At 73.5% G+C, this 24,285-nt stretch carries 21 protein-coding genes; 6 read left to right on the forward strand and 15 right to left on the reverse strand.

Annotated elements, in window-relative coordinates; translation table 11 throughout:
• Positions 1-10 precede the first annotated feature (10 nt).
• Together FB476_RS14055 and fgd are read left to right on the forward strand one after the other, a co-directional pair.
• Complete coding sequence (locus tag FB476_RS14055) at positions 11-2,185, forward strand: thiamine pyrophosphate-dependent enzyme (RefSeq protein ID WP_238329809.1); 2,175 nt, start codon at positions 11-13, stop codon at positions 2,183-2,185.
• Positions 2,186-2,268: 83 nt separating this feature from the next.
• Positions 2,269-3,297, forward strand: coding sequence for a glucose-6-phosphate dehydrogenase (coenzyme-F420) (gene fgd, locus FB476_RS14060; protein WP_141820491.1), 1,029 nt, complete (start codon positions 2,269-2,271; stop codon positions 3,295-3,297).
• A gap of 33 nt (positions 3,298-3,330) precedes the next feature.
• Here fgd and FB476_RS14065 read toward each other — a convergent pair whose 3' ends face one another.
• Positions 3,331-3,849, reverse strand: coding sequence for a ferritin (locus tag FB476_RS14065; RefSeq protein WP_141820493.1), 519 nt, complete (start codon positions 3,847-3,849; stop codon positions 3,331-3,333).
• Between the two features lie 27 nt (positions 3,850-3,876).
• Here FB476_RS14065 and FB476_RS14070 point away from each other — a divergent pair, with 27 nt between their 5' ends.
• Positions 3,877-4,413 (forward strand): DUF4442 domain-containing protein, encoded by a 537-nt coding sequence (locus FB476_RS14070; RefSeq protein WP_141820495.1) that lies wholly within the window; start codon positions 3,877-3,879, stop codon positions 4,411-4,413.
• A gap of 33 nt (positions 4,414-4,446) precedes the next feature.
• Here the strand turns inward: FB476_RS14070 and FB476_RS14075 are convergent, their stop codons facing one another.
• Positions 4,447-6,318: a chorismate-binding protein gene (locus FB476_RS14075; RefSeq protein ID WP_141820497.1), complete on the reverse strand. Its 1,872-nt coding sequence runs from the start codon at positions 6,316-6,318 to the stop codon at positions 4,447-4,449.
• 46 nt (positions 6,319-6,364) lie between these two features.
• Complete coding sequence (locus FB476_RS14080) at positions 6,365-7,144, reverse strand: endonuclease/exonuclease/phosphatase family protein (RefSeq protein ID WP_141820499.1); 780 nt, start codon at positions 7,142-7,144, stop codon at positions 6,365-6,367.
• 72 nt (positions 7,145-7,216) lie between these two features.
• Here FB476_RS14080 and FB476_RS14085 point away from each other — a divergent pair, with 72 nt between their 5' ends.
• Both FB476_RS14085 and katG read left to right on the forward strand, forming a co-directional pair.
• Positions 7,217-7,648: a Fur family transcriptional regulator gene (locus FB476_RS14085; protein WP_141820502.1), complete on the forward strand. Its 432-nt coding sequence runs from the start codon at positions 7,217-7,219 to the stop codon at positions 7,646-7,648.
• Positions 7,649-7,670: 22 nt separating this feature from the next.
• Positions 7,671-9,941: a catalase/peroxidase HPI gene (katG, locus tag FB476_RS14090; protein ID WP_141820504.1), complete on the forward strand. Its 2,271-nt coding sequence runs from the start codon at positions 7,671-7,673 to the stop codon at positions 9,939-9,941.
• Positions 9,942-10,031: 90 nt separating this feature from the next.
• On the opposite strand, the gene nagA is transcribed toward katG, so the two are convergent.
• The 9 genes from nagA to FB476_RS14135 all read right to left on the reverse strand — a co-directional run bounded on the left by nagA (position 10,032) and on the right by FB476_RS14135 (position 20,116).
• Positions 10,032-11,207, reverse strand: coding sequence for an N-acetylglucosamine-6-phosphate deacetylase (gene nagA / locus FB476_RS14095; RefSeq protein WP_141820506.1), 1,176 nt, complete (start codon positions 11,205-11,207; stop codon positions 10,032-10,034).
• A gap of 1 nt (position 11,208) precedes the next feature.
• Positions 11,209-11,994, reverse strand: coding sequence for a glucosamine-6-phosphate deaminase (gene nagB / locus FB476_RS14100; RefSeq protein WP_141820509.1), 786 nt, complete (start codon positions 11,992-11,994; stop codon positions 11,209-11,211).
• The gene (locus FB476_RS14105) at positions 11,994-12,689 is read right to left on the reverse strand and encodes an N-acetylmannosamine-6-phosphate 2-epimerase (protein ID WP_141820511.1); all 696 of its coding nucleotides are present in this window, start codon (positions 12,687-12,689) and stop codon (positions 11,994-11,996) included. The genes nagB and FB476_RS14105 overlap by 1 nt, the downstream gene beginning before the upstream one ends.
• A 28-nt stretch (positions 12,690-12,717) precedes the next feature.
• Positions 12,718-13,668 (reverse strand): ROK family protein, encoded by a 951-nt coding sequence (locus tag FB476_RS14110; RefSeq protein WP_141820513.1) that lies wholly within the window; start codon positions 13,666-13,668, stop codon positions 12,718-12,720.
• Position 13,669: 1 nt separating this feature from the next.
• The gene (locus tag FB476_RS14115; RefSeq protein WP_141820515.1) at positions 13,670-14,587 is read right to left on the reverse strand and encodes a dihydrodipicolinate synthase family protein; all 918 of its coding nucleotides are present in this window, start codon (positions 14,585-14,587) and stop codon (positions 13,670-13,672) included.
• A 26-nt stretch (positions 14,588-14,613) separates the two neighbouring features.
• Entirely contained in the window at positions 14,614-15,429 is an 816-nt protein-coding gene (locus tag FB476_RS14120) for an ABC transporter ATP-binding protein (RefSeq protein WP_141820517.1), read from the reverse strand.
• A complete protein-coding gene (locus FB476_RS14125) occupies positions 15,426-17,435 on the reverse strand; it encodes a dipeptide/oligopeptide/nickel ABC transporter permease/ATP-binding protein (RefSeq protein WP_141820519.1) in 2,010 nt (669 codons plus the stop codon). The genes FB476_RS14120 and FB476_RS14125 overlap by 4 nt, the downstream gene beginning before the upstream one ends.
• On the reverse strand, positions 17,435-18,400 hold the full coding sequence (locus FB476_RS14130) for an ABC transporter permease (protein ID WP_141820521.1): 966 nt from the start codon (positions 18,398-18,400) through the stop codon (positions 17,435-17,437). The genes FB476_RS14125 and FB476_RS14130 overlap by 1 nt, the downstream gene beginning before the upstream one ends.
• 84 nt (positions 18,401-18,484) lie before the next feature.
• Positions 18,485-20,116, reverse strand: coding sequence for an ABC transporter substrate-binding protein (locus tag FB476_RS14135; protein ID WP_141820523.1), 1,632 nt, complete (start codon positions 20,114-20,116; stop codon positions 18,485-18,487).
• A gap of 146 nt (positions 20,117-20,262) precedes the next feature.
• Here FB476_RS14135 and FB476_RS14140 point away from each other — a divergent pair, with 146 nt between their 5' ends.
• Positions 20,263-21,018 carry a FadR/GntR family transcriptional regulator gene (locus tag FB476_RS14140; protein ID WP_141820525.1) on the forward strand — a complete coding sequence of 252 codons (756 nt, stop codon included), beginning with the start codon at positions 20,263-20,265 and terminating at the stop codon, positions 21,016-21,018.
• Between the two features lie 52 nt (positions 21,019-21,070).
• On the opposite strand, the gene ilvD is transcribed toward FB476_RS14140, so the two are convergent.
• The 3 genes from ilvD to ilvN all read right to left on the reverse strand — a co-directional run bounded on the left by ilvD (position 21,071) and on the right by ilvN (position 24,219).
• Positions 21,071-22,783 carry a dihydroxy-acid dehydratase gene (gene ilvD / locus FB476_RS14145; protein ID WP_238329825.1) on the reverse strand — a complete coding sequence of 571 codons (1,713 nt, stop codon included), beginning with the start codon at positions 22,781-22,783 and terminating at the stop codon, positions 21,071-21,073.
• 1 nt (position 22,784) lies between these two features.
• Complete coding sequence (gene ilvC, locus FB476_RS14150) at positions 22,785-23,816, reverse strand: ketol-acid reductoisomerase (protein WP_141820528.1); 1,032 nt, start codon at positions 23,814-23,816, stop codon at positions 22,785-22,787.
• A 61-nt stretch (positions 23,817-23,877) separates the two neighbouring features.
• The gene (gene ilvN, locus FB476_RS14155; protein ID WP_141820530.1) at positions 23,878-24,219 is read right to left on the reverse strand and encodes an acetolactate synthase small subunit; all 342 of its coding nucleotides are present in this window, start codon (positions 24,217-24,219) and stop codon (positions 23,878-23,880) included.
• Positions 24,220-24,285 lie beyond the last annotated feature (66 nt).

Raw genomic sequence — 24,285 nt, forward strand, 5'->3', positions numbered from 1 at the left:
GGCGCCGGCCGTGACCGAGCAGGTCGACAGCGAGCTGCGGGCCCGGGCCGCCGGACTGTCGCGGCGCCCCGGCGCCGTCCTGCCCGAGGACCTTCCGGCCGAGGAGGCGCTGGCGCTGCTCGACGCCATGGTGACCAGCCGTCACCTCGACCTGGTCGCCCGCGAGCTGCGGGCCGGGGGGCAGGGCTTCTACACGATCGGCTCGGCCGGCCACGAGTCCAACGCCGCCGTCGCCGCCGCGCTCCGGCCCACCGACCCCGCGCTGCTGCACTACCGCTCGGGCGGCTTCTACCTGCGGCGCGCCGCCCAGGTGCCCGGCCACGACGGCGTGCGCGACGTGCTGCTCGGCCTCGTCGCGGCCCGTGACGAGCCGATGTCCGCCGGCCGGCACAAGGTCTTCGGCCACCCGGACCTGCACGTCATCCCCCAGACGTCGACGATCGCCTCGCACCTGCCGCGCGCGCTGGGGCTCGCCCTCGCGCTCGGCCGCGCCCGGCGCCTGGGCGTGCGGACCCCCTGGCCGGAGGACTCGGTCGTCGTGTGCAGCTTCGGCGACGCCTCGGCCAGCCACTCCACGGCCGCCGGCGCGATCTCGTCCACCATGCAGGCGGCCTACCGCGGCCTGCCGGTGCCCCTGCTGCTCGTCTGCGAGGACAACGGGCTGGGCATCAGCGTGCGCACCCCGACGGGCTGGGTCGAGCGCCTCTACGCCGACCGTCCGGACCTTCCCTACCTGACGGCGGACGGGAACGACCCGGCCGGTCTGGCACGCGCCGCCCGCGAGGCAGTGCGCCTCGTCCGCACGCGCCGCCGCCCCGCGCTGCTCCACCTTCGCACCGTCCGGCTCATGGGGCACGCGGGCACGGACCTGGAGACCGCCTACCGGACGCCCGCCGACATCGCCGCCGACCTGGCCCGCGACCCGTTGCTGGCGCTCGCCGACCTGCTCGTCGCCACCGGCACCCTGGCGGTCGAGGACGTCCTGGACCGCTACCGGCGCGCCGGGGAGCACGTGCGCGCGGTCGCGGCCGAGGTGGCCGGCTCGCCCCGGCAGACCGACCCCGTCGAGATCGCCGCGCCGCTGCGTCCCCCGGACGCCGCCCGGGTGCGCGAGCGGCTCCGGGCCGCCGGCGCCGCCTCCCCGTCCCCCGAGCCCGAGCAGACTCCTGCAACTCCCCTCACGGTCGCCCGCGCGATCAACCGAGCCCTGCTCGACGGCGCCGCCTGCCACCCCGGGCTGCTCGTCTTCGGCGAGGACGTCGGACGCAAGGGCGGGGTCTACGGCGTCACCCGTGGCCTGCAGCGGCAGCTGGGCGAGACACGCGTCTTCGACACCCTGCTCGACGAGCAGACGATCCTCGGGCTGGGCCTGGGGGCCGGCCTCGCGGGCCTGCTCCCCGTCCCGGAGATCCAGTACCTCGCCTACCTGCACAACGCCGAGGACCAGCTGCGCGGCGAGGGTGCGACGCTGCCGTTCTTCTCCGACGGCCGCTACCGCAACCCGATGGTGGTGCGCGTGCCCGGCTACGGCTACCAGCGCGGCTTCGGCGGCCACTTCCACAACGACAACGCCCTCGGCGTGCTGCGCGACGTGCCCGGCCTCCTGATCGCCTCCCCCTCGCGCCCCGAGGACGCCGCGTCGATGCTGCTCACCTGCCTCGAGGCGGCGGCCGGCGACGGCGCCCTGTCGGTCTTCCTCGAGCCGATCGCGCTCTACCACACCACCGACCTGCACGAGCCCGGCGACGGACTCTGGACCGCTCCCTATCCCGACGCAGGCGACGACCCCGGTCTCGGCCGCGCGCGGACCCACGGGGACGGCGAGGACCTGACGATCGTCACCTTCGGCAACGGCCTGCCCATGTCGCTGCGCGTGGCCCGGCGGCTGGCGCGCGACGGCATCGGGGCGCGCGTGGTCGACCTGCGGTGGCTGGCTCCGCTGCCCGTGGACGACCTGCTGCGCGAGGCCACGGCCACCGGGCGGGTACTCGTCGTCGACGAGACCCGTCGCACCGGGGGTGTCTCCGAGGGTGTCGTCACGGCCCTCGTCGACGCGGCCTACGGTGGGAGGGTGACCAGGGTCGCCAGCTCCGACAGCTTCATCCCCCTGGGCGACGCCGCGCAGGCGGTGCTGCTCTCGGAGGAGACCGTCGAGCGCGCCGCCCGGGCGCTCGTGGCGACCTGACCCGCGCGCACCACCGGACTCCCCCGCACGCACCCCGCACCGCACCGCACCGCAGACTCCCCACCGCCCCGACAGGAGACCCCATGACGAACCTGAGGATCGGCTACAAGGCCTCGGCCGAGCAGTTCGGCCCCCGAGAGCTCGTCGAGCTCGGCGTGGCCGCCGAGGAGGCGGGGATGCAGTCGGCCTTCGTCTCCGACCACTTCCAGCCGTGGCGCCACGAGGGCGGGCACGCGCCCTTCGCCCTGGCCTGGCTCACGGCCGTCGGCGAGCGCACCAGCTCGATCACGCTCGGCACCTCGGTGCTCACCCCAACGTTCCGCTACAACCCGGCCGTGGTGGCGCAGGCCTTCGCGACGATGGGCTGCCTCTACCCGGGCCGCATCATCCTCGGCGTCGGCTCCGGCGAGGCCCTCAACGAGCTGGCCACCGGCGGCGTCACGGGCGACTGGCCCGACTTCAAGGAGCGCTTCGCCCGCCTGCGCGAGTCGGTCCGGCTGATGCGCGCGCTGTGGGGCGGGGAGCGCACCACCTTCGAGGGCGACTTCTACCGCACCGACGGCGCCACCCTCTACGACACCCCCGAGGGCGGGGTGCCGGTCTACGTCGCTGCAGGCGGCCCGACCATGGCCCGCTACGCGGGTCGCGCGGGCGACGGCTTCATCTGCACCAGCGGCAAGGGTATGGAGCTCTACACCGACAGCCTGCTCCCCGCCGTGGAGGAGGGCCGGTCGCTGTCGAAGGACCCGGACCGCCCGATCGAGAAGATGATCGAGATCAAGATCTCCTACGAGCGGCGCCAGGAGCAGGCGCTGGAGAACTGCCGCTTCTGGGCACCGCTGTCCCTGACGCCGGAGCAGAAGCACAGCATCGGCGACCCGCTGGAGATGGAGCGCGCCGCCGACGACCTGCCGATCGAGCAGGTCGCGCAGCGCTGGATCGTCGGCAGCGACCCGGCCGAGATCGTCGAGCAGGTCCGCCCCTACGTGCGGGCCGGCTTCGACCACCTCGTGCTGCACGGGCCGGGCCACGACCAGCGCCGCTTCCTCGAGCTCTACGCCGAGGACCTGGCAGCCCCGCTGCACGCCCTCGCGGACGAGCTGCCGGCCTGAACGACGGCGGCGCCGGGACGGCCCGGAGCCGCGTCAGGCCCCGGGGCCGGCGGCCGCCGGGGGCTGCCGGGTGGCGAGCTCGGAGTCGAGGCGCAGCAGGCCGGTGCCGTCGTCGCCGATCATCTCCAGGCGCCCGACGATCTCGGAGACGGTGGCCTCCTCCTCGATCTGCTCCTCGACGAAGAAGTTGAGCAGCGGGATCGCGTCGATGTCGCCCTCGGCCTGGACGGCGCGGTAGAGGGAGCGGATCGACTCCGAGACCTTCTCCTCGTGCTCGAGCGAGGTACGGAAGGCCTCCAGGACCGTGCGGCCGACGTCGCCGGGGGCGGTCATGGCGCCGATCATCGGCCGGCCGCCGCGGTCGGTGACGTGGGTGATGAACCTCAGCGCGTGGAGGCGCTCCTCGTCGGACTGCACCCGCATCCAGTTCGCCATCCCCGGGAGGTTGTGGTCGTCCAGGGCGATGGCGAGCTGCAGGTAGACGATCGACGACTGCAGCTCGAGGGTGATCTGGTCGGAGAAGGCCTGCAGCAGGGACTCGCTCAGCTTCATGTCGGGACGGTAGCAGCGCGTGCGAGGATGCCGGGCGTGACCCCCGGCCCCGCTCCAAGGACCTCCTCGTCGCAGCAGGTCGGACGCCTCAAGGCCCTCGCCTCCGGCGCCCGGGCGCTGCGGCACGGCATGAACGCCTGGCCACCCTTCCTCTTCACCGGCGTGCGCGTCGAGCACCTGGGCGAGGACTTCCGCAGCGTGCGGGTGCGGCTGCACCACCGCCCGTGGACGAGCAACTACGTGGGCACCCTCTTCGGCGGGTCCGTCTTCGCGATGACCGACCCCTTCTGGATGCTCATGGTGCTCCGCAACCTCGGCCCGGGGTATGTCGTGTGGGACAGGGCCGCGGAGATCGAGTTCGTCTCCCCCGGGCGCTCGTCGGTCACGGCGACCTTCGAGCTGACCGAGGACGTCCTCGAGGAGCTGCGCGCGGCCGCCGTCGACGGCGCCAAGGTGCTGCGCTGGTTCGAGACCGAGGTCGTCACCGACGACGGGACGGTCGTCGCCCGGGTGCGCAAGCAGCTCTACGTGAGGCAGAAGCGGCAGGAGACCTCGCAGGCCTGAGGTGACCTGGCGGCCCGGCCGCCCGGTGCGCCCCTACCGGCGCAGCGCGTGCCGGATGAGGCCGTGCAGCGCGACGAGCCCGTCGCGCGAGAGCACCGACTCGGCATGCCCCTGGATGCTGGCGACGCCCGGCCCGCGGAGCGCGACGACGGCGTCGTCCGGCTCGTGCACGGCCATCTCCACCATCCGTCCCGCGACCGAGACCTCTCCGGCCGGGGGCCGGGCCACGAAGGTGTTGTAGAAGCCGATGCGGCGCACCTCGCCCCACAGGTCGACCGGCAGCTGGACACCCTGGTTTGGCGGCGCCAGCTTGGCGATCTCCAGCCCGGCGAGGTCGGCCAGCACCTGGTGCGAGAGGCAGACGGCGAGCACCGCCCGTCCGGCGTCGAGACGGGCCGAGATCAGCTCGCGCAGCCGCACGATGCGGGGGTCCTCGAGGTCGCGTGGGTCTCCGGGCCCGGGGCCGGACAGCAGCAGGTCGATGCGCTCGTCGAGGACGTCCTCGACGCCCACCTGCTCCCAGCGCCGGACCTCGGCGACCATCCCGACGTGGCGCACCATGTGGGCCAGCATCTGGGTCCACGTGTCCTCGGCGTCGACGATGAGCACCCGGCGACCGGCCAGCTCGGGGTCGGGCCGCGACTCCTGCGGCGACAGCCAGAAGGGCGAGAGCGACTCGTTGCGGGCCGCCAGGTCCTCGGCGACGCCGGGCAGGGAGGCGAGCTGCACGTCGTAGCCGAGGCTGCGGCGGGGGCGCAGGCCGAGCGCGGCGAGCATGCCCCGGGCCTTGGCCGCCGTCTCCGCCACCTCCGAGCGGGGGTCGGAGTGGCGCACCAGCGTCGCGCCGGCGCTCACGGTGATCGTCCCCTCGTCGTCGACGTGGGCGGTGCGGATGAGGATCGGCGCGTCCAGGCGCTCGCCCCCCTCGTCGTCGAGGTCGAGCAGGGCGAGCACGCCCGAGTAGTAGCCGCGGCCGTCCGGCTCGTGCCGGCGGATGACCGAGCAGGCGTTCTCCATCGGGGAGCCGGTCACGGTGGGGGCGAACATCGTCGCCCGCAGGACGTCGCGCACGTCGGCCTCGCTCGCGCCGTCGAGGAGGTACTCGGTGTGCGTGAGGTGGGCCATCTGCTTGAGGTAGGGCCCGGTGATCCGCCCGCCGTGCGCGCAGATCTGGGCCATCATCTTCATCTCCTCGTCGACCACCATGAAGAGCTCCTCGGTCTCCTTGGTGTCCTTGACGAACGCCCGGAACGACGGCTCGAGCTCGGCCTGGTCGGCCGGGTGGCGGAAGGTGCCGGAGATGGGGTTCATCCACACGCGTCCGTCGCGGACGCTGACGTGCCGCTCGGGGGTGGCCCCGACGAGGGTGTGGCCGGGCGTGTGGACGGCGAAGCTCCAGTAGGCACCCCGCTCGTCGACGAGCAGGGTCCGCAGCCAGGTCAGAGCGGCGGTGGCGGGGTCGGCGTCCGTCCGCGCGACGACATCGCGGCGGATGACGAAGTTGGCGCCCTCGCCCTCCCCGATCTCGTCCTCGATGACGCGCTCGACGGTCGCGGCGTAGTCGTCGTCGCTCACGCTGAAGTGCTCGCCGTCGACCTCCACCGGCACGTCCGGCAGGGCGGCGACGAGGTCCTCCACCGGCACGCGCTCGTAGCCCGTCGCCACGAGCACGCGCAGCGGCGTGCCGTCGTCGTGCACGTCGAAGCCGCGCTCGGAGATCTGCCGGTAGGGCACGAGGGCGAGCACCGGCGCGTCCGGCCGCGGCCGGGGCACGTCGGCGAGCAGGGCGAGGTCCGAGACCTCCCCCACCAGCACCTCGGCCTCCTGCTGCCCCTCGCGCCACAGCACGGCCCACGACAGCCCGGAGGGGTCGGCGAGGATCTGGTCGAGCAGGCGAGCGGGCATGCCCCCCAGTCTCCCATCCGAGGGGCCCCGGCCCGGCACTCGGTGCTCAGCCGAGAGGCTCGGCGAGGTCGACGACGACCGGCGCGTGGTCGGACACCGGCTGGCGCGGGGCTCCCGACGCCACGACGGGTGGCAGTTCGCCGTCCCCGAGGGCGTGGTCCACCTGCCAGACCGGCCGCGAGGGCGGGTAAGTGGCCTGCCGGGCGAGCAGCCGGGCACCGGTCAGGCGCCCTACGGCGGCGCCCGGCAGGTTGAGGTCGCCCAGCAGGACCCGCGGTCCGGGCAGGCCGCGCAGCCAGCGCACCGTGCGCCGCAGCTGACGGGCGTTGACCCCCGGCACGAAGGACAGGTGGGTGCAGGCGACGGTCAGCGGGCCGGTGGGGGTCTCGAGCTCGGCGGCGAGCACGGCCCGCGGCTCGTCGCGCAGCCAGAGCACCCGCCGCTGGCCCGGGACGGGGATCGGCGCGCGCACCAGCGGCGCGGGCGCCAGGCGGAGCAGGTGCCAGGCGCGCACCGGGTGCCGGCTCACCAGCGCGATGCCGTAGCCGAACGCGTCGACGTCGAGGTCCTCGTCCGTGGCCGCTCGCCACTCGCCCGCCGGGTCGCCCACCACGGTCGGCACGAAGCGCGCGTCGGCCGCCCCCGTCGCGGCCGCCGCCAGGGTCGTCACGTCGAGCATCCCGGAACGCGGCTGGCCGCGGTCGACCTCCTGCAGCGCGAGCACGTCGGCGTCCAGCCCGGCGACCGCGTCGGCGAGCCGCTCGGCGTCCACCCGGCCATCCTCGGGGCTCCTGCCGTGGAAGACGTTCCAGGTGACCAGCCGCATCCTCGGCACGCTACCCGCCTGCCCGATCCAGTCTTGACTCGTTCCAGAACAGTGCGACAGAATGTTCCCCCTATGGCGCACCAGGAACTCACCTCGGTGCTGCGATCGGCGTCCCTGCGCGTGACTCGACCACGCCTCGCCGTGCTCGGCGCCGTCCATGACCACCCGCACGTCGACACCGAGACGGTGATCCGGCTCGTGCGCGAGGACCTCGGCGCCGTGTCCCACCAGGCCGTCTACGACGTGCTGCGGGTGCTCACCGAGGCCGGCCTGCTGCGCCGCATCCAGCCCGCCGGCGCGACGGCCCGCTACGAGTCGCGCGTCGGGGACAACCACCACCACGTGGTCTGCCGCTCCTGCGGTGCCATCGCGGACGTCGACTGCGCCGTCGGCGACGCCCCCTGCCTCACCGCCTCCGACAGCCATGGTTTCGTGGTCGACGAGGCGGAGGTCGTCTACTGGGGCACCTGCCCCGACTGCGCGGCCGCTCCCACCACCCCATGATCCGCCCAGCCGGAAGGACGACATGACCGACAACGAGACCACTCCCGTCAGCCCCCAGGGGGTGGACCGCAAGGCCGAGGGCGGGTGCCCGGTGATGCACGACTCCGCCGCCGCGACCGGCAGCGAGAGCGAGAACCCGGCGATCCCCTCGCCCGAGCCCAAGACCGGCGGCCGTCCGCACGGCCTCAAGGACTGGTGGCCCAACATGCTGGACCTGTCGGTCCTGCACGCCCACTCCCCCGAGAGCAACCCGCTGGGCACCGACTTCGACTACCGCGAGGCCTTCACCGAGCTCGACATCGAGGCCCTCAAGGCCGACATCGTCGAGGTGCTCAACACCTCTCAGGACTGGTGGCCGGCGGACTTCGGCCACTACGGCGGCCTCTTCATCCGCATGAGCTGGCACGCCGCCGGCACCTACCGCATCTACGACGGCCGCGGTGGCGCCGGTGACGGCGGGCAGCGCTTCGCCCCGCTCAACTCCTGGCCCGACAACGCCAACCTCGACAAGGCCCGCCGTCTGCTGTGGCCGGTCAAGAAGAAGTACGGCCAGAAGATCTCCTGGGCCGACCTGCTCGTCTTCGCCGGCAACGTCGCGCTCGAGGACATGGGCTTCGAGACCTTCGGCTTCGGCTTCGGCCGCGAGGACGTCTGGGAGCCGGAGGAGATCTTCTGGGGCCCTGAGGACACCTGGCTCGGCGACGAGCGCTACACCGGCGAGCGCGAGCTCGACGAGGTCCTCGGCGCGGTCCAGATGGGTCTGATCTACGTCAACCCCGAGGGCCCCAACGGCAACCCCGACCCGCTGGCCTCCGCCCGCGACATCCGCGACACCTTCGCCCGCATGGCGATGAACGACGAGGAGACCGTCGCCCTCATCGCCGGTGGCCACACCTTCGGCAAGACCCACGGCGCCGGCGACGCCGCGCACGTGGGCCCCGAGCCCGAGGGCGCGCCGCTCGAGGACCAGGGCCTGGGCTGGAGGAGCACCTACGGCTCCGGCAAGGCTGGCGACACCATCACCTCCGGCCTCGAGGTCACCTGGACCTACCACCCGACCCGCTGGGACAACGAGTTCTTCCACATCCTCTACGCCTACGACTGGGAGCTCATGCAGTCCCCGGCCGGTGCGCACCAGTGGCGTCCGAAGCACGGCGCCGGCTCGGACATGGTCCCCGACGCCCACGACCCGGCCAAGCGTCGCGAGCCCCGCATGCTCACCTCCGACCTGGCCCTGCGCTTCGACCCGGAGTACGACAAGATCTCCCGCCGCTTCAAGGAGAACCCCGAGGAGTTCCGCCTGGCCTTCGCCAAGGCCTGGTACAAGCTGCTGCACCGTGACATGGGCCCGGTGGAGCGCTACCTCGGCCCGCTCGTCCCCGAGGTCCAGCTGTGGCAGGACCCGGTGCCGGCCCCCGAGGGCCAGCTGGTCTCCGAGGCCGACGTCGCTGACCTGAAGCAGCGCGTCCTCGACTCCGGCCTGAGCGTCTCCGAGCTCGTCTCGACCGCGTGGGCCTCCGCCGCCTCCTTCCGCACCACCGACAAGCGCGGCGGTGCCAACGGTGCCCGCATCCGCCTCGAGCCGCAGCGCGGCTGGGAGGTCAACCAGCCCGAGCAGCTCGCGAAGGTCCTGGACGTCCTCGAGGGCGTCCGGAGCGAGTTCAACGCCCAGGGCGGCGCGACCGTCTCGCTGGCCGACCTCATCGTCCTGGCCGGCTCGGCCGCGGTCGAGAAGGCCGCCGCGGACGCCGGCGTCCAGGTCGACGTGCGCTTCACCCCCGGCCGGGGCGACGCCACGCAGGAGCAGACCGACGTCGACTCCTTCAAGGTCCTCGAGCCGCGGGCCGACGGCTTCCGCAACTACCTCCGCCCGGGCGCCAAGCTCCAGCCGGAGCAGCTGCTGGTGGACCGCGCCTACATGCTCGACCTGTCGGCCCCGGAGATGACGGTGCTCGTCGGCGGCATGCGCGCCCTCGGCACCAACCACGGCGGCACCGCCCACGGTGTGCTCACCGACCGTCCCGGCGTCCTGTCCAACGACTTCTTCGCCAACCTGCTCGCCCCCGGCACGGAGTGGGTCAAGGGCGAGGACGGCGTCTACGAGATCCGCGACGGCGCCACCGGGGAGACCCGCTGGACCGCCACGGCCGTCGACCTGATCTTCGGCTCCAACTCCCAGCTCCGTGCGCTGGCGGAGGTCTACGCCAGCGACGACGCGCAGGAGAAGTTCGTCCGCGACTTCGCCGCCGCCTGGACCAAGGTCATGGAGCTGGACCGCTTCGACGTCCGCTGACGCTCCGACGCACGCGCACGCCCCCGGGCGGTCCGACCAGGACCGCCCGGGGGCGTCGTCGTTCGTCGGAGGAGCGTCCCGTGCGAGGCGTCAGGCGCCCGCGTCGGCCACGGGGACCCCGGCGAGCCACACGGCTCGCACCTGCAGGTCGTCGTCGAGCGCGACGAGGTCGGCGCGCAGGCCGGCCTCGATCCGCCCGCGGTCGGTCCACCCCATCGCGGCGGCCGGGGCGGCGGTGGCGGCGTGGACGGCCTGCTCGAGCGGGACGCCCGCCGCGACGGCGGTCCGCACCGCGCGGTCGAGGCTGAGCGTGCTGCCGGCGATCGCGCCGCCGTCGCGCAGCCTGGCGACCCCGTCCACGACGTCGACGTCGAGCGTGCCGAGCCGGTAGGAGCCGTCGGCGGACAGCGCCGCGGCCATGGCGTCGGAGACCAGCACCCACCGGTCCTCGGCGCGGCGGGCCGTGTCGCGCACCACGGCCGGGTGCTGGTGGACCCCGTCCGCGATCGTCTCGACGAAGACGCGATCGTCCTCGAGAAGGGCCACCGACGGCCCGGGCTCGCGGTGGTGCAGCGGCCGTGCGGCGTTGTAGAGGTGCGTGGCCACGGTGGCACCGGCCTCGACCGCGGCGCGGGTCTGGTCGTAGGTGGCGTCGGTGTGCCCGACGGCGACGCGCACACCGGCGGCGACGAGACGGGAGATCGCGTCGAGGGCTCCCTCGCGCTCCGGCGCCAGGGTCACCATGACCAGCGTGCCCGCAGCGGCCTCGAGCAGGGTCTCGACGTCCTCGGGGCGCGGGTCGGTGAGCAGCTTGGGCGGGTGGGCCCCGCACCAGCGCTCGGCCAGCCACGGACCCTCGAGGTGGACGCCGCCGAGCTCACCGGCCTCGACGAGCGGGCGCAGCGCGCGCAGCTGCCCGGCGAGGTCGTCGACCGTCTCGGTGACCAGGCTGGCCACCACCGTCGTCGTGCCCCGGCGCAGGTGGGCCGCCCGGGCGGTGAGCGCCGCCTCGGGGCCGGACCCGAAGGACGCTCCCCCGCCCCCGTGGTCGTGGATGTCCACGAACCCGGGGCAGAGCACGGCATACCGCGGCACGGGGCTGTGCGGGGTGTCGTCTCCGGTGACGTTCTCGGCCATCACGTTCGCGGGCGGGGCGCCCGTGCCCACCCCGGCGACGCGGCCGTCCTCCAGCACGACCCAGGCGTCCTCGAGCGTCGTGGTCGGCGTGAGGACCCGGTCCGCGCGGACCAGCCGGGGCGTCGTCATGTCACAGACCCTGCCACGGCGGCTTGGAGGCCCAGGTCTCACGGTAGTAGTCGCCCAGCTGCAGCCGGGAGGCCGCGGCCGGGTCGAGCAGGACCGTGACGTGGGGGTGGAGCTGCAGGGCGGAGGCCGGCCAGAGGGCGCTGACCGGGCCTTCCACCATCTGGTGCACCGCCTCGGCCTTGGCCCGCCCGAGCGCGACGAGGACCAGGTGCCGGGCGTCCAGGATGGTCCCGATGCCCTGGGTCAGGCAGTGGGTGGGCACGGCGTCGAGGTCGCCGTCGAAGAAGCGGGCGTTGTCGCGCCGCGTCTGGGCGGTGAGGGTCTTGATCCGGGTCCGGGAGGCCAGCGAGGAGCCCGGCTCGTTGAACGCGACGTGCCCGGTCGTGCCGATGCCCAGCAGCTGGACGTGGACGCCGCCGGCCCCGGCGATCGCGGCCTCGTAGGCGGCGCACTCGGCCGGCAGGTCGTCCGCCGTCCCGTCCGGGCCGCTCACCCGCGCGGGGTCGAGGTCGACGTGGTCGACGAGCTCGCGGCGGATCACCGTGCGGTAGGACTGTGGGTGGTCGGCGGGCAGGCCGACGTACTCGTCGAGGAGGAACGCACGGCACCGCGCGAGGCTCAGCTCGCCGCGCCCGACGCGCGCGGCCAGCTCGCGGTAGATGAGCAGCGGGCTGGAGCCGGTGGCCAGACCCAGCACCGCCTCCGGGTCGGCGGCGACGTGCTGGGCGATCGCGTCGGCCCCGACGCGGGCGATCTCCTCGGGGCTCTCGAGGATCACCACCTCCATCAGGCACCACCCGCCATCGCGTCGACGAACCACCGGGTCAACGAGGTGGGGTGGGTGATGGCGGTGCCCACGCAGACGGCGTGGGCACCGGCCGCGAGCGCGGCGCGGGCGTGCTCGTGGGTGTGGATGCGGCCCTCGGCGACCACGGGCACGTTCCCCACGGCGGCGACCACCTCGCGCAGCAGCTCCAGGTCAGGGCCCTCGGTGCGGGGCCGGGCCTGGGTGTAGCCGGCGAGCGTCGTCCCCACGATGTCGGCACCGGCCTCGGCGGCGGCGACCGCGGAGGCGAGGTCGTCGCAGTCGGCCATGACGAGCACGCCGTGCTCCTCGTGGAGCATGTGGACGGTGTCGGCGACCGTGCTGCCGTCCGGGCGGGGGCGGCGCGTGGCGTCGATCGCGACGACGTGGGCACCGGCCTCGGCCACCGCCCGTGCGTGCCGCAGCGTCGGGGTGATGTAGACGCCCGCGTCCCCGTCCTTCCACAGCCCGACCACGGGCACCCCCACCCTGGCGACGGTGGCGCGGACGTCCTCGACGCCCTGCACCCGGACGGCGGCGGCACCCCCCTCGACGACGGCGGCGGCGACCGCCGCCATGATCTCGGGCGAGCGCATCGGCTCGCCGGGATAGGCCTGGCACGACACCACGAGGCGGCCCCTCAGGGTCGCGAGGACGTCGGCGGCTGCGGTGGTCATGGTGCTCCTCGGGGAGGGTGCGGTCCGGTCAGGGTAGGAGATGCGAGCGGGCGTGGGCGGCCGCGCCGTGCAGGGCGGCCGAGACGCCCAGGTCGGAGAAGCGGACGGGGGTCCCCTGCGCGGGGTCCATCGCCTGCTCGGCGACCCCGGCGAGGAGGGCCGTGCGCCACGGCGCGCCGGCGGCGCTGAGGCCGCCGCCGACCACGACCACGTCCGGGTCGAGCACGTTGAGCAGCCCGCCCACGACGCGGCCGGTCGCACGGCCGGCCAGCGTGAGCACCTCGCCGGCGATGGCCACGAGGTCGCCGTCCTGGGTGGAGGTGGGCCCCTCGGCGGCGAGCGCGGCGATCTCCCGGCCGGACAGCCGCCGGCCCGTGCTGCGCGCGAACTCCGCCTCGACGCCGTAGCCCGAGGCGATCGCCTCGAGGTGGCCGCTCCGCCCGCAGCTGCACACCAGGCCGTCGGCCTCCGGCACGGGGACGTGGCCGACGTGCCCGGCGACGCCGTGGGCACCGAGGACGGGACGGCCCTCGAGCACGTGGCACCCGCCGATCCCGGTCCCGACGGCGACGACGAGGGCCGAAGGCGCGCCACGGGCCTCGCCGAGCAGGGCCTCGCCCAGCCCGTGCGCGTGCACGTCGTTGAGGACGGCGACCGGGGCGCCCAGGCCCTCGGCGAGCCGGTCGGCGAGCGGCATGCCCGCCCAGCCCCGCAGCGTGTCGGTCGCGTGGGTGACCCGCCCGGTGGCCGGGTCGATCGTCCCCGCCGACGAGACGCCCACGCGGACGGCCGGGGCGCCCGCCGCCGCGAGCACGGTGCGCGCCAGCTCGAGCACGGTGCGGACCACCGCCTCGGCACCCTCCCCCGCCGGCGTCGGCGCGGTCCGCAGGTGCTCGACCTCCGGGCCCGTCGCGTCGTCCGCGACGACCGCCGCCGCGATCTTGGTGCCGCCGATGTCGACGGCGAGGGTGCGCGTCACCTCAGGAGAGACCCGCGGCGCTGCACAGCTCGGCGATGCGGGCGGCGTCGTCGTCGCCGAGCGGCACCATCGGCGGGGCCATGACGTTGGTCTCGATGACGCCGAGGTGGCGCAGCGCCGTCTTGAAGGCGCCGATCCCCGCGGCCGGCCCGACGCGGCCGGCCGGCACGAAGACGATCTCGAAGAGCGCGGCCAGCCGGTCCTGCTCGGCGCGCACCGCCTCCCAGTCCCCCGCCCGGGCGGCGCGGTCCATGCGCACGTAGCCGGCCGGGTCGACGTTGCCCAGGCCGGGCACCGAGCCGTGGGCCCCGGCCAGGTAGGCGCCGTCGACGACGACCTCGTGGCCGGTGAGCAGCGTGAGGGGCTCGCCGGCGGCGCGGTTGAGCATGGCGAGCCGGCGGAAGCCGACGTCGTCGCCGGAGGAGTCCTTGACACCGGTGAGGACCCCCTCCTGCCCGAGCCGCACCAGCAGGTCGGCGGGCAGCTTGTAGTGGGTGCACACCGGGATGTCGTAGGCCCACACCGGCAGGTCGGTGCCGGCGGCCAGGCCGCGGAAGTGCGCCTCGACCTCGGCGGGCCCGGTGATCGCGTAGAAGGGAGCGGTCGCCACGATGCCGGCCGCACCGACCCGCTCCGCGACCCGGGCGTGCGCGAGCACGCGCTCGAGCTGGGTGTCGATGACGCCGGCCAGGACCGGCACCCGCCCGTCGGCGAAGCGGACCACGGCCTCGAGCGCGGCGGCGCGGCGGGCGTCGTCGAGGAAGGCGGTCTCGCTGCTCGAGCCGAGGGCGAAGATCCCGTCGACACCGCCGTCGAGCAGCCGGGCCACGAGGCGCTCGAGGGAGGCGAGGTCGATCTCGCCCTCCGCCGTGAAGGGCGTGAGGACGGGCGGGACGACGCCGCGGAGCTGGGCGGTCATGAGGGGTCCTTTCGAGGGGGTTCGGCTCAGAGCAGCGACGGCGTCGCGGCGAGCAGGGTGCGGGTGTAGGGGTCGGAGGGGTCGGCGAGCACGACGTCGGCCGGGCCGGTCTCCACGATCCGGCCGGCGTTCATCACCGCGACCCGGTCCGAGACGTAGCGCACCGTGCTGATGTCGTGGCTGATGAAGACCAGCCCCAGCCCGAGCTCGTCCTTGAGGTCGGTGAGCAGGTTGAGCACCTGGGCGCGCACCGACACGTCGAGCGCGGAGGTGGGCTCGTCGGCGACGACGACGTCCGGCTCGAGGGTGAGCGCCCGGGCGATGGCGACGCGCTGGCGCTGGCCACCGGAGATCTGGCGCGGCAGGACGTCGAGCGCCGACAGCGGGAGGCCGACGAGCTGGATGAGCTCGCGGACCCGCTCCAGCCGGGAGGCCTCGTCCCCCACGCCGTGGACCCGCAGCGGGTCGAGCAGCTGCTCGCGCACGACCATCCGGGGGTTGAGCGCGGTGGACGGGTCCTGGAAGACCACGGAGACGGCGCGACCGAGCTCGCGCCGGTCGGCGCCCCGGTGCCGCAGCGGGCGGCCGCGGAAGAGCACCTCGCCGCTCGTGGGGCGCTGCAGCCCGACCATCACGCGCGCCAGGGTGGACTTGCCGCAGCCCGACTCCCCGACGATGCCGACGGTCTCACCGCGGCTGATGCGGAAGTCGACGCCGGCGACGGCGTGGACCTTGTCGGGCCGCAAGAGGCTGCCGGTGCGGGCGCGGTGGACGACGTGCACGCCCTTGAGCTCGAGGAATGGCGAGTCGGAGGTCCGGTCGGGGGTGAGCGGCGCGGTCATCGCACGGCCTCCTGGGCCTTGACGGCCTCCAGCGCGTCGGTGGAGGCGTAGAGGTGGGTGGTGCCCGGCACCGTGCGCAGGTCGGGCCGGACGTCGGCACCGACGCCCGTCCGGCGGGAGCGGGGTGCGAAGCGGTCGCCGGGGACGAAGTCGCGCGGCGAGGGCACGGTCCCCGGCACCTGGTGCAGCCGCTCGGCGCCGGACTCGATCGAGAGCACCGAGCCCAGCAGGCCCCGGGTGTACTCGTGGCGCGGGTCGCGCAGCAGCTCGGCGGTGTCGGCCTGCTCGACCACCTGACCGGCGTACATCACCGTGATGCGGTGGGCGAGCCGGGCGACGAGGGCGAGGTCGTGGCTGACGAAGACCATCGCGAAACCCAGCTCCTCGCGCAGCTCGTTGAGCAGGTCGACGACCTGCTGCTGCACGGTGACGTCGAGCGCCGTGGTGGGCTCGTCGGCGATGAGCAGGCGCGGGTTGCGGGTCAGCGCCATGGCGATGAGCACGCGCTGACGCTGGCCGCCGGAGAGCTCGTGCGGATAGGACTTCAGGGTGCGCTTCGGGTCGAGACCGACGAGCTCGAGCAGCTCGGTGGCCGAGCGCTTGCCCCCGCGTCGCAGCAGCTGCTGCAGCTGGGAGGAGACGAGCATCGAGGGGTTCAGGCTCGAGAGCGCGTCCTGGTAGACCATCGCCATGTCGTGCCCCCGCAGGGCGTTGCGGCTGCGGGCGTCGAGACCGACGAGGTCCTGACCGGCGAAGCGCATCTCGCCGCGGACCCGCGCCGTGGGGGGCAGCAGCCCCATGATCGCCATCGCGGTGATCGACTTGCCGCAGCCGGACTCGCCGACCAGGCCCATGGTCTCGCCCGGGCGGACTCTGAAGGACACGTCGTCGACGATGTCCACGTCGCCGTGGGCCTGCGGGAAGGCGATGGAGAGGTTGCGCACCTCGAGCAGCGGCGCGGCCTGCGGGTCGGCGTAGACCAGCCGGTCGGCGCGGCGCTCCTCGGAGACGCGGAGGGTGCGGAGGTTCTCGGCCAGCAGTGCCTCGGCCTGCTCGGCGTCGGTCAGACCGAGGACGTGCGCCTCGTCCTCCGCCGCGGCCTCCACGACCTCGGCCTCGTCCGCCTCGACGTCGACGACGCGGCGCACCCGCGGGCTGGCCAGCGCGTCGGTCATGCCCTCGGCGAGCACGTTGAGGGAGAGCACCGTGAGCAGGATCATCAGGCCCGGGAAGAAGGTGGGCCACCAGTAGCCCGAGAGGAGCAACTGCTTGCCCTCGGCCAGGATGTTGCCCCACGACGGGTCCGGCGGCCGCACGCCGGCGTTGATGAAGGACAGCGAGGCCTCGAGCACGATGGCGTCGGCCACCAGCACGGTGGCGAAGACGAGGATCGGGGCCAACGTGTTGCGGGCGACGTGCTTGACCAGGATGCGGGGCGTGCCCGCACCCATGACCCGCGAGGCCGCCACGTAGTCCTCGCCGAACTGCGCGAGCACGTTGGCGCGGATCACCCGGGAGAGCTGTGGCGTGTAGAGGAAGCCGATCGCGAAGATGATGACCGGCAGGCTGGTGCCCCACACGGCCACGAAGACGGCGGCCAGCGCGATGCCGGGGAAGCTCATGATGATGTCGAGGATCCGCATGAGGACCTCGGAGACGACCTTGCCGCCGGTGGCGGCCACGGAGCCCAGCACGGCCGCCGCGAGCAGCGCCCCGCCGGTGGCGAACAGGCCGATGAGCAGCGAGGACCGGGCGCCGTAGACGACGCGGGCGAAGATGTCTCGGCCGCTGGCGTCGGTGCCGAACCAGTGCTCCGCGCCGGGGGGCTGCACCGGGGCGCCGATGGCGTAGGGGCCGGCCGGGACGAGCACCGGGGCGAGCAGGGCCACCAGCGCCAGGAGCAGCAGGAAGCCGAGCGCGACCTTGGAGGTGACCGGCAGGTCGCGCAGCGCGCCGAGGCGCGCGCCGGACACGGCGGTGAGGCGGTCGGAGAGGCGGCGGCGCATCAGATGCTCCGGATCCTCGGGTTGACCAGCACGTAGAGCAGGTCGACCACGATGTTGACGACGATGAAGGCGATGGCGACGACGAGGGTGACGCCCTGCACGAGGAAGACGTCGTTGCGGGTCACCCCGTCGAGGATGAGCTGGCCCATGGCGCGGATGTTGAAGATGATCTCGATGATCACCGCGCCGCCCATGAGGTAGCCGACGCGCAGGCCGAGGACCGTCAGGGGGGTGATGAGGGCGTTGCGCAGCACGTTGCGGGCGACCACCTCGCCGCGCGGGACGCCCGAGCCGATGGCCGTCCGGACGTAGTCCTTGTCGAGCTCCTCGACCATCGCGGTGCGCACCACCCGGGTGAGCGAGCCCGCGACGGGCACGGCGAGCGCCACGGCCGGCAGCACGATGTTCTCCGTGTACTGCCCCGGGTCCTGGGCGAAGGGCACCCACTGCAGGATGAGCGCCGGGAAGACGCCCCAGCCGCCCGGGACGGTGCCGAGCCACTGGATGAGCAGGATCGCCAGCCAGAAGGACGGGGTCGCCAGGGCGGCGATGGAGAGCACCCGGATCACCTGGTCGACGAGCCGGTCGCGGTAGAGCGCGGCCAGCACGCCGAGCACGAGGGAGATCACGATCGCGATGGCCAGGCCGATGAAGGTCAGCTGCAGCGTGATCGGGAAGGCCGCGGCGATGACCTCGGTCACCGGGGCGTTGCCGCTCGTGGTGCCCAGGTCGCCCCGGACCATCCCGGCGAGGAAGCTGACGTAGCGGGTCAGGAGGGGCTGGTCCAGGCCGTTGCGCTCCCGGTAGGCCTCGAGGGCCTCCGGGGAGGCCGACTCGCCCAGCGCGAGGCGGGCGGGGTCGGCCGGCGAGAGGGACATCACCAGGAACACCAGCAGGGTGACACCCAGGACCATGACCGGCAGCGCGACCAGGCGGCGGCCGATCAGTCTGAGCAGGTTGGACACGGGGTTCTCCTTCGGTGCGGTGCACCCTCGCGGGTTCCCCGCGGGCGGCGCTGTGTGGGGACCGCCGCCCGCGGGGAGATCAGGTCACTTCGTGGTGCCGACGCCCACGAACGACAGGCCGGTGAGCGCGATCGGGGCGAAGTCGACGAGCGACTCGTCGTCCCAGGCGGTCGGGGCCTTGCGGTGGAAGAGCGGGTAGAGCGGGACCTCCTCGGAGACCAGGTCGAAGATCTGGTGCCAGGCGTCCATCTGGGCCTGCTGGTCGGTCGCGCGCAGCCCCTCGTCGAGCAGCTGCTGCACGGTCTCGTAGCTCTCGGTGCCCTTCCAGTGCATGCGCGAGTCGGTCCACAGGTCCGAGCCGTACCACCAGCGCAGCAGCAGGTCCGCGTCGTTGCCGAAGACCGACGGGTCGCCGGGGGCGATGAGCACGTCGAAGGCCTCGGGGTTGCCGTCGATCGTGGTGTAGGCGTCCGCGGACTGCTTCTCCTCGAACTGCACGTCGACGCCGACCGCCTTGAGGTTCTCCACGATGATCGGGGTGCACTGCTTGACCCAGTCGTGGTTGGTGGCGAGCACGCGGAAGGAGGAGACGCCGGCCTCCTCGAAGAGGGCCTTCGCCTTGTCGGCGTCGAGGCTGTAGACCACCTTGGCGTCCTGGTGCGCCGGGTGCTCCTTGTGCACGAAGGAGGTCGCGGCGTCGGCCTGGCCGGTGAGGCCGGTGGCGATGATGGTGTCCATGTCCAGGGCGTAGAGGAAGGCCTGGCGCGCCCGCACGTCCGCGAACGGGTTGCCCTCGGTGCGGTTGAACATGGCGAACAGCAGGCCGAAGCCCTGCACCGACTCGACGGTGGACGAGGCCTTGAGCTGGTCGATCGACAGGTAGGGCACCGAGTCGATGGCCTGCACGCTGCCGGACTGCAGGGCGTTGGTGCGGGTGGCCGGGTCCGGGATGACCTGCCAGGTCATCGTCGCGGCACGGGCCGGGCGCGGGCCGGTGTAGGCGTCGTTGCGCTCGAAGGTGATGACCTTGCTGACGCCGCCGTTGTCGGTCATCTTCCACGGACCGGTGCCGACGGGGTTGGCGTCGAAGGCCTCGGCGTCGGCCGAGGCCGCCGCCCGGGGGACGATCTTGACGACGGAGAGGCGCTCGGCGAGCACACCGACGGGGTAGGCGAGCTCGATGGTGACGGTCTTCTCGTCCTTGGCGGTGACGCCGGAGACGAAGGGGATGAAGCCGGCGTAGAGGGAGGCGTTCTCCGGGTCGAGGACGCGCTCGAAGGAGTAGACGACGTCCTCGGCCGTGACCGGGGTGCCGTCGTGGAAGACCGCACCGTCGCGCAGCGTGACGTCCACGGAGGTCTCGCCGTCGCCCACGGAGGGCAGCTCGGTGGCGAGCGCCGCGTAGACCTCGCGGGTCGCGGGGTCGAGCTCGGTCAGGCCCTCCATGGTGTGCCAGTTGGCCGCCACGGTCAGGGCCGCGGTGGTGGTCATCGGGTCGTAGCCGTTGGTGCCCAGCTCGTAGGAGATGGCGGCGGTGATCGTGCCGTTCTCGTTCTCGCCGCCGCCGCTGCCCGCGGTGCCCGGGGCGGCGTCGGTGCCGTCCTCGTCGGGCGCGCAGGCGGCGAGGCTGGCCGCGAGACCGGCGGCGAGACCGATGGTGCCGGTCAGCCGGAGGAAGCCACGGCGGCTGGCCTGGTGCTGCAGTGCGTTCGTCATTGCTACGCATACCTCTCGTCGGGCGCTCACCGCGCGCTCACATGACATCGGACATCTGACGTCGGGCAGAGACTATAGTGGGGCCCCGACCGAGTCAACGACGGGGTTTCGGGGCCGACCCCGCCCAGCACCAGGAGGATGAGCGCGTGAAGCCAGCAGCCGGCCCGGCCGGGCGCCGCAAGGCGCAGTGGTCCACGGTCGAGGAGATCAAGCAGTACATCCTCGAGCTGGGCCTGCACCCCGGTGACCCGCTCCCCACCGAGAGCGAGATGTGCGCCGCGCTCGGGGTCTCCCGCTCCTCGGTCCGCGAGGCGATGCGCACCCTCGCCTCCCTCGACATCGTCGAGGTCCGCCACGGCCACGGCAGCTTCGTCGGCGGGCTCTCGATGGCCCCGCTCGTCTCCGGGCTGGTCTTCCGCAGCGTGCTCGACTCCGAGGGCGACCTGCGCACCCTGCGCGAGGTCGTCGACCTGCGCATCGCCCTGGACCTGGGTATGGCGGAGGAGCTCGTCCAGGTGCACCGCGGCGGCCCGGCCCGTCACGACCTGCGGGCGCTGGTGGAGCGGATGCGCGAGCACACCGCGCGGGGCGAGGCCTTCGCCGAGGAGGACGGCGAGTTCCACCGCGAGCTGCTCGCGGGGCTCGACAACACGATCGTCAAGCAGCTGGTCAGCGCCCTGTGGGAGGTCCACACCGAGGTGGTCCCCAAGCTCGGGCTGCCCCCGGCCAGGGACATCGACCGCACGGTCGAGGCGCACGCGGCGATGCTGGACGCCCTGGAGGCCGGCGACGTCGACGCCTACCGCGCGGCGGTCGTCGAGCACTACCAGCCGCTGATCACCGCGATCGAGCTCGCGGTCGCCGCCAACGGCGAGGCCCGGGCCGAGGACGCGACCGCCTGAGACGACGATCCCCCGCGTGCCCGGCCGAACCGGGCACGCGGGGGACGGTGCGTCAGTGGGTGACGGCTCCCGAGGAGGCCGAGCCCACGAGGCGGGCGTACTTCGCGAGGACGCCGCGCCGGGCCCGCTCGGGCGGGGGCGGGGCGGTCCACGCCTGGCGCCGCCGCTCCAGCTCCGCCGGGTCGACCTCGAGGTCGAGCCGGCCGGTGCCCACGTCGAGGGTGATCGGGTCGCCGTCCTGCACCAGGGCGATCGGGCCGCCCTCGGTCGCCTCCGGCGCGATGTGACCGACGCACAGGCCGGTCGTGCCGCCGGAGAAGCGGCCGTCGGTGATGAGCAGGACGTCCTTGCCCAGACCGGCGCCCTTGATGGCGCCGGTGATGGCGAGCATCTCGCGCATCCCCGGGCCGCCCTTCGGGCCCTCGTAGCGGATCACCACGACGTCGCCGGCGGTGATCGTGCCGTCCTCGAGGGCGTCCATCGCGGCCCGCTCCCCGTCGAAGACCCGGGCGGTGCCGCGGAAGACGTCGGAGTCGAAGCCGGCCGACTTCACGACCGCCCCGCCGGGGGCGAGCGTGCCGTCGAGGATCGTCAGGCCGCCGGTGGCGTGGATCGGGTTGTCCAGCGCCCGCAGCACCGTGCCGTCCAGCGGCGGCACGTCGAGGTCGTCGAGGTTCTGCGCCAGGGTCCGGCCGGTCACCGTCATGACGTCCCCGTGGAGCAGGCCCGCGTCCAGCAGCGCCTTCATGACCACCGGGATGCCGCCGACACGGTCGATGTCGACCATGACGTGCTGCCCGAACGGCTTGACGTCCGCGAGGTGCGGCACGCGCCGGCCGATCCGGCGGAAGTCGTCGAGGGAGAGGTCGACCTCGGCCTCGTGGGCGATCGCCAGCAGGTGCAGCACCGCGTTGGTCGACCCGCCGAAGGCCATCGTCACCGCGATCGCGTTCTCGAACGCCTCCTTGGTGAGGATCTGCCGGGCCGTCAGGCCCTCGCGCAGCATCCGCACCGCGGCCTCGCCCGAGCGACGGGCGAAGCCGTCACGCCGGCGGTCCGTGGCGGGCGGGGCCGCCGACCCGGGCAACGACATACCCAGCGCCTCGGCGGCCGCCGCCATGGTGTTGGCGGTGTAGAAGCCGCCGCACGCACCCTCGCCCGGGCAGATCGCCCGCTCGATGCGGTCGACGTCGTCGCGCGACATCAGCCCGCGGGCGCACGCCCCGACCGCCTCGAAGGCGTCGATGATCGTGACCTCGCGCTCGGACCCGTCCGACAGCCGCGCCCGACCCGGCAGGATCGAGCCGGCGTAGACGAAGACCGAGGCCAGGTCGAGGCGGGCGGCGGCCATGAGCATCGCCGGCAGCGACTTGTCGCAGCCCGCGAGCAGCACCGAGCCGTCGAGCCGCTCGGCCGACATGACCGTCTCGACCGAGTCGGCGATGACCTCGCGGGAGACCAGCGAGTAGTGCATGCCCTCGTGGCCCATCGAGATGCCGTCGGAGACCGAGATCGTGCCGAACTCCAGCGGGTAGCCGCCGGCCGCGTGCACCCCGTCCTTGACCGCCTTGGAGAGCCGGTCCAGGGACAGGTTGCACGGGGTGATCTCGTTCCAGCTGCTGGCGACGCCGACCTGCGGCTTCTCCCAGTCCTCGTCGCCCATACCGACGGCGCGCAGCATGCCGCGCGCCGCGGCCCGCTCCAGCCCGTCGGTGACGTCGCGCGAGCGCGGCTTGGGGTCGACCCCCGTGATGGGTGCGGTCACGTCAGCCACGCGCCGCCGAACCCTCGACGTAGTCCGAGTCGTGCGACTTCACCCACGCCATCATGCCGCGCAGCTCCTTGCCGGTCGCCTCGATCGGGTGGGCGGCGCCCTTCTCGCGCAGCGCGGTGAACTCCGGCGCGCCGGCGTCCTGGTCGTCGATGAAGCGCTTGGCGAAGGCACCGTTGCGGATGTCCTCGAGGACGGCCTTCATGTTCTCCTTGACCCGCTCGTCGACGACCCGCGGGCCGGAGACGTAGTCGCCGTACTCCGCGGTGTCGGAGACCGACCAGCGCTGCTTGGCGATGCCGCCCTCGTACATGAGGTCGACGATGAGCTTGAGCTCGTGCAGGCACTCGAAGTAGGCGACCTCGGGCTGGTAGCCCGCCTCGGTGAGGGTCTCGAAGCCGTACTGCACGAGCTGGCTCATGCCGCCGCACAGCACCGCCTGCTCGCCGAACAGGTCGGTCTCGGTCTCCTCGGTGAAGGTCGTCTCGATGCCGCCCGCCCGCAGACCGCCGATCGCGGCGGCGTAGGACAGCGCCAGCGCCTTCGCGCCGCCGGTCGCGTCCTGCTCGACCGCGACGAGCACCGGCACACCGCGCCCGTCGACGTACTCCCGGCGCACCAGGTGGCCCGGGCCCTTCGGGGCCACCATCGCGACGTCCACGTCGGCCGGGGGCTGGATGTAGCCGAAGCGGATGTTGAAGCCGTGGCCGAAGAAGAGGGCCTTGCCCGCGGACAGGTGGGGCTCGACCGACTCGGCGTAGACGTGGCGCTGCACGTGGTCGGGGACGAGCACCATGATCACGTCGGCCTCGGCGCTCGCCTCGGCCGGCGTCACCACCCGCAGGCCCTCCGCCTCGGCCTTGGCCCGGCTGCGGCTGCCCTCGGCGAGGCCGACGCGCACGTCGACGCCCGAGTCGCGCAGGGACAGCGCGTGCGCGTGACCCTGGCTGCCGTAGCCGAGGACGGCGACCTTGCGCCCCTGGATGATCGAGAGGTCGGCGTCGTCGTCGTAGTACATGGTGGCCATCTGCGGTAACTCTCCTGGTGTTCGGTAGGGGTTGTCGGGTCGTGCGGGTGGTGCGGAAGGGTCAGAAGGCGGCGGCGGCCATGGCGCCCACCGGGCGCGGACCGTTGTCGTTGATCTCCCACAGCTGGTCGCGGATCACGTCGGCGTCGGCCAGCTCCTCGATGTGGATGACCTCGACCAGCTTGTCGAGCTGGCTGGTGACCTTGTGCAGCTGCTCGGCGCTGACGTTCACGACGATCGTCATGCGGGAGACCTTGGCGTCCTCGGTCGGGCCGACGACCAGGTGGTCGATGTTGAAGTTGCGGCGGGCGAAGAGGACCGAGACACGGGCCAGGACGCCCGGGTTGTTCTCGACCAGGACGGACAGCGCGTGGCGGTTGGTGGGGCTCTTCGGAGGGTTCATGGTGCTGCCTTTCGGTGCGGTCGGGTCTGCGGAGGTGGGTCGGTATGGCGTGGGGGCCGTGGGCAC

This window comes from Ornithinimicrobium humiphilum (genome assembly GCF_006716885.1).
GTDB classification, from domain to species: domain Bacteria; phylum Actinomycetota; class Actinomycetes; order Actinomycetales; family Dermatophilaceae; genus Ornithinicoccus; species Ornithinicoccus humiphilus.

Coding starts and splice junctions, on each gene's coding strand:
- fgd (WP_141820491.1), top strand. CDS start 2,269: ATGACGAACCTGAGGATCGGCTACAAGGCCTCGGCCGAGCAGTTCGGC.
- FB476_RS14065 (WP_141820493.1), bottom strand. CDS start 3,849: ATGAAGCTGAGCGAGTCCCTGCTGCAGGCCTTCTCCGACCAGATCACC.
- FB476_RS14070 (WP_141820495.1), top strand. CDS start 3,877: ATGCCGGGCGTGACCCCCGGCCCCGCTCCAAGGACCTCCTCGTCGCAG.
- FB476_RS14075 (WP_141820497.1), bottom strand. CDS start 6,318: ATGCCCGCTCGCCTGCTCGACCAGATCCTCGCCGACCCCTCCGGGCTG.
- FB476_RS14080 (WP_141820499.1), bottom strand. CDS start 7,144: ATGCGGCTGGTCACCTGGAACGTCTTCCACGGCAGGAGCCCCGAGGAT.
- FB476_RS14085 (WP_141820502.1), top strand. CDS start 7,217: ATGGCGCACCAGGAACTCACCTCGGTGCTGCGATCGGCGTCCCTGCGC.
- katG (WP_141820504.1), top strand. CDS start 7,671: ATGACCGACAACGAGACCACTCCCGTCAGCCCCCAGGGGGTGGACCGC.
- nagA (WP_141820506.1), bottom strand. CDS start 11,207: ATGACGACGCCCCGGCTGGTCCGCGCGGACCGGGTCCTCACGCCGACC.
- nagB (WP_141820509.1), bottom strand. CDS start 11,994: ATGGAGGTGGTGATCCTCGAGAGCCCCGAGGAGATCGCCCGCGTCGGG.
- FB476_RS14105 (WP_141820511.1), bottom strand. CDS start 12,689: ATGACCACCGCAGCCGCCGACGTCCTCGCGACCCTGAGGGGCCGCCTC.
- FB476_RS14115 (WP_141820515.1), bottom strand. CDS start 14,587: ATGACCGCCCAGCTCCGCGGCGTCGTCCCGCCCGTCCTCACGCCCTTC.
- FB476_RS14120 (WP_141820517.1), bottom strand. CDS start 15,429: ATGACCGCGCCGCTCACCCCCGACCGGACCTCCGACTCGCCATTCCTC.
- FB476_RS14125 (WP_141820519.1), bottom strand. CDS start 17,435: ATGCGCCGCCGCCTCTCCGACCGCCTCACCGCCGTGTCCGGCGCGCGC.
- FB476_RS14135 (WP_141820523.1), bottom strand. CDS start 20,116: ATGACGAACGCACTGCAGCACCAGGCCAGCCGCCGTGGCTTCCTCCGG.
- ilvC (WP_141820528.1), bottom strand. CDS start 23,816: ATGGCCACCATGTACTACGACGACGACGCCGACCTCTCGATCATCCAG.
- ilvN (WP_141820530.1), bottom strand. CDS start 24,219: ATGAACCCTCCGAAGAGCCCCACCAACCGCCACGCGCTGTCCGTCCTG.